The organism is Mycobacterium sp., from assembly GCF_019247615.1.
Lineage (GTDB): Bacteria > Actinomycetota > Actinomycetes > Mycobacteriales > Mycobacteriaceae > Mycobacterium.
In genome coordinates, this window is the sequence record NZ_JAFBAT010000162.1 from 1 (window position 1) to 4,388 (window position 4,388).

The window sequence follows — 4,388 nt, forward strand, 5'->3', positions numbered from 1 at the left end:
ACTTGTGGTCATAGCCCCTGGGCAGGTCACCCAGCTGCCACTCGAACCGCTTCTGGCACGTGTTGTCGTTTCCCGGGGCGCAGTAGCAGTCCCTGCCCCAGTCGCGGAACGATTCGACCTGCTTGCGGACCAACGCAGACTTGACGAACACCGCGCCGCCCTCGCCGGTCGTGATGTGGTGCGCGGGGTAGAAGCTCAGGGTCGCGGTGTCGCCGAAACTGCCGGTGCGTTTGCCGTCGTACGTCGAACCGAGCGCATCGCAGGAGTCCTCGACCAACCACAGGCCGTGCTGGTCGCACAATTCCTGCACCGTGTCCAGGTCGAACGGATTGCCCAGGGTGTGCGCCATCATGATCGCCCGCGTCTTGGGCCCGACGGCCTCCCGAAGCCGCTCCGGGATCGCGTCATACGTGCCGAGCTCGATGTCGACGACGACGGGGCGCATCCCGTTCTGGATGATCGGGTTGACGGTGGTGGGAAATCCGGAGGCCACGGTGAGCACCTCGTCGCCGGGCTCGAGCGGCCGCTTTCCGAACCTCTTCTTGTAGCTGCCCAGCTTCGGGCTGGTCAGGGCGCTTAGCGCGCATAGGTTGGCGCTGGACCCGCTGTTGACAAAGACGGCGCCGCGCGCTCCCACGTAGCGGGCAAGAGCGCGCTCGAAGAGTGGATGGAACCGGCCGGCGGTCAGCCAGCCGTCCAGTGATGCGTCGACCAGCGCGGCGAAGTCCTCGGGGTCGAGGACCTTGCCCGACACGGGCACGGGCGTGACACCGGCCACAAACTCGGACGTCGCGAGCTTGCGTTTCGCATAGCCGCGAACTGCCGCCAAGATGTCCTCGCGCTCCTCCTCGAGCCCGCCCCCCAGCTCATCGGTATCGAGACTTGAAATGAGAGCTCCTAACGCATGTGTGGATTCCTTCATTATGCGGCAGCCCAAAACCCCACGGGCTCGTCGCCGCATTGCTAGTGTGTCACCTGCGCGACGCTGCGTCAGCGAAACCGCGCCGGGGGATTGATGAACGTGAGATTGGAAGACCCGTCATGAAAGCCGTGCTCCTAGCGGGCGGTCTCGGCACGCGAATGCGTGAGGAGACCGAGTTCCGCCCGAAGCCCATGGTTGAGGTCGGTGGTCGGCCGGTGCTCTGGCACATTATGAAAATCCTTGGCCACTATGGCATTTCCGAGTTTGTGGTGTGCACCGGTTACAAGAGCGAATACATCAAGAGCTACTTTTCGAATTATGGGGTGTCCAATCTGGACTTCACCATCACCCTGGGTGACCAGGCGAGTATCCGCTACCACGGATCACACGCCGAATTCGACTGGCAGGTGACCGTTGCCGATACCGGCCTGGGCACCATGACCGGCGGCCGGATCAAACGCATCCAGAAGTACATCGGTGACGAGGCGTTCCTATGCACCTACGGCGACGGCATCGCCGACGTCGACATCCACGCGCTGATCGAGTTCCACCGCGCGCACGGCAAACTCGCCACCGTTACGGCCACCCAGCCGATGAGCCGCTTTGGGGTCATCGACCTAGAACAGGACGGGGCCGTCGCCAAGTTCCGGGAGAAGCCGAAAACGGACGACTGGATTAACATCGGTTACTTCATCTTTGAACCAGAGGTGTTCGACTACATCGACGGCGACGAGACCATACTCGAGGACAAACCGCTGTTACGGCTGGCCGAAGATCGCCAGATAGCCGCATACCCGCACCATGGTTTTTGGCAGCCGATGGATACCTTCCGGGAATCGCAGCTACTCAACAATCTCTGGAACAGCGGAAATCCGCCTTGGAAAGTGTGGGAGTAGGTTGGCAGTGAAAAAGAAAATTTCCATAATCACGCCCGCCTACAACGAAAGCGAGTGCGTCGAGGAGCTGGCAAAGCGGCTGGCCGCGGTGTTCGACGCCGAACCGGAGTACGACTTCGAGGCGATCATCATCGAGAACGGTTCCACCGACGACACGATGGACAAGCTGCTCAAGATCCACGAGTCGGACCCCCGATTCAAGATCTTGCAGCTGGCCCGCAACTTCCGGATGGACGGTGGACTCACGGCCGGCCTCAACGTCGTCGACGCCGATGCCGTCGTGCTCATGACCGCCGACCTGCAGGACCCGCCCGAGTTCATTCCCGAGATGATCCGCAAATGGGAAGAGGGCTACGAGAACGTCTACGGGGTGGTCACGGAGCGACGCGGCACCGGTCCTATTCGCACCATGAACTCCCTGCTGTTCTACTGGCTGGCAGGAAAGCTCACGAACGATCGAATCACGAAGAATGCCAGTGACTTTCGCTTGGTCGACCGCAAAGTCTACGAGGCGGTTCGTTCGATGGATGAACGTAACCGATTCGTCCGGGGTTTGTTCTCCTGGGTCGGTTTCAAGTCGATCGGGATACCGATGGTGCGCCTGCCGCGCTTCGCGGGCGAGTCCAAGGCATACAGTTTCGGAGTCATCGACCTGGCATTCAAGGGCATTTTCGCGCACTCCTACATGCCACTGCGCCTCATCACCCTCACCGGTTTCCTCCTCAGTGCCATTGCGGCCATCACGGTGTGCGTGCTCACCGTGCAGGCCGTCTATCGTGGGGTGCCGTTCCCGGGCTACGGTTCGCTCATCTGTGTCATGCTGATCGGCTTCGGGGTGCTCACGCTGTTCGTCGGTGTCGTCGGCGAGTACCTGGGGCTGATCTACGAAGAGGTCAAGCAGCGGCCGAATTTTGTGATTGCCAGGAAGGTCGGTCTGTGACCGCACCGGCCAAATACGGTGACCAGCTGATCGACTGGTTGGTGGCGGCCGGCTACACGCATTGCTTCTTCGTCGCCGGCGGCAACATCATGCACCTCCTCGACTCCGTGCGCACCCGCATGGTGTGCGTGCCGTTCGTGCATGAGGTGGGTGCGGCCATAGCCGTGGAATACTTCAACGCCTCCCGCGACGAGGGCACCGGCCGGGCGCTGGCCCTGGTGACGGCCGGTCCCGGCATCACCAATGCGCTTACCGGAATCGCCGGTGCCTGGCAGGAAAGCCGAGAACTGCTGGTCCTGGGAGGACAGGTCAAGAGCAGCGATTTGAGCCGCGGCGCGGTCCGCCAGCGAGGGATCCAGGAGATCGACGGCGTCGAGCTGGTAAGCAGCGTCACCAAGCACGCGCTCCGTATCGAACGGCCCGTCCCGCGGGAGACGATCCTTGAGGCGGTGCTCGACGGGCGGACGCCCCGGCAGGGGCCAGTGTTCCTCGAAGTCTGCCTAGACGCGCAGGCGGCTGCACCGCTGTCGGGGCAGGACCCGATCGCGCTTCCCGAGGCGGCCGCTCTGCCGGACGTGCCCGTCGCTGAGATCAATGAGGTTGCGGCGCTGGTACGCGAGTCCGAACGCCCGGTCATCTTGATCGGCGGCGGCGTGAGTCGTGCCGCGGTACGCGCCCTCGGTCAGCGCACGATAGCTGCCGGCATCCCGCTCATGACCACCTGGAACGGGGCAGACCGGGTTCCCACCGAACACCCCCTTTACTCCGGTCGTCCGAATACCTGGGGCCAGCGCGCGGCCAATGTCCTCATCCAGCAGGCCGACCTGGTGATCGCCGTCGGGACCCGCCTGGGATTACAGCAAACCGGGTTCGCGTGGGAGCAGTTCGCGCCCGTCGGCCGAGTGGTGCAAGTCGACATCGACGCCGCCGAGCTCCACAAGGGTCATCCACGCGTCGATCTGCCGCTACGGGGGGACGCCGACCGCTTCCTGACGGCCTTGTACGCGTCCGACTTGGGCGATCCCGACCGGTGGCACGCATGGCGGGAATTCATTGTGTCCGTGCGGGCCGAGCTGCCGCTCAACGACCCGCAAAACGTCACGGCACCCGGATATGTGAAGCCCTACGAGCTCGCTATGCGGCTGTGTGAGATTGCGGCCCCGGATGCGATCGTGCTGCCCTGCAGCAGCGGCGGCGCGGCCAGTGTGTCGATGCAAGCCCTCCAACTGCGCGCCGACCAGAAGCTCGTCGGCGACAAGTCGCTGGCGGCCATGGGATACGGGTTGTCAGGCGCTCTCGGCGTCGCGCTGGCCAACCCCGGCCGGCAAGTGTTCCTGAGCGAAGGCGACGGTGGGTTCGCGCAGAACCAGCAGGAACTCGGCACGCTCGCGGCAACCGGGGCCAATGTCAAGGTCTTCCTGCTAGAAAACAACGGCTACGCGTCGATCAGAATGACGCAGCGCAACTACTTCAAGGGCGCCTGGATAGGGTGCGACGCCCAAACCGGGCTTGGTCTGCCGAATTGGGAGGACCTCGCGCGGGCCTACCGAATTCCGTTCGCCCGGCTCGATGCGGAGGCCGGGCTCGATGCCGCGCCGGTGCGCGCCCTTCTGGACGCGGATGGCCCCGC

At 63.7% G+C, this 4,388-nt stretch carries 4 protein-coding genes; 3 read left to right on the plus strand and 1 reads right to left on the minus strand.

Annotated elements, in window-relative coordinates; genetic code table 11:
* On the minus strand, window positions 1-865 hold an 865-nt coding region (gene rfbH, locus JO059_RS10845), incomplete at its 3' end, for a lipopolysaccharide biosynthesis protein RfbH (RefSeq protein ID WP_366516191.1).
* Window positions 866-1,041: 176 nt separating this feature from the next.
* Here rfbH and rfbF point away from each other — a divergent pair.
* From rfbF to JO059_RS10860, 3 genes are all read left to right on the plus strand, one after another.
* The gene (gene rfbF, locus JO059_RS10850) at window positions 1,042-1,818 is read left to right on the plus strand and encodes a glucose-1-phosphate cytidylyltransferase (protein WP_293316691.1); all 777 of its coding nucleotides are present in this window, start codon (window positions 1,042-1,044) and stop codon (window positions 1,816-1,818) included.
* 7 nt (window positions 1,819-1,825) lie between these two features.
* Window positions 1,826-2,758 (plus strand): glycosyltransferase family 2 protein, encoded by a 933-nt coding sequence (locus JO059_RS10855; protein ID WP_293316693.1) that lies wholly within the window; start codon window positions 1,826-1,828, stop codon window positions 2,756-2,758.
* Window positions 2,755-4,388 (plus strand): thiamine pyrophosphate-binding protein (locus JO059_RS10860; protein ID WP_293316695.1); only part of this gene is annotated, 1,634 nt, incomplete at its 3' end. The genes JO059_RS10855 and JO059_RS10860, both read left to right, overlap by 4 nt.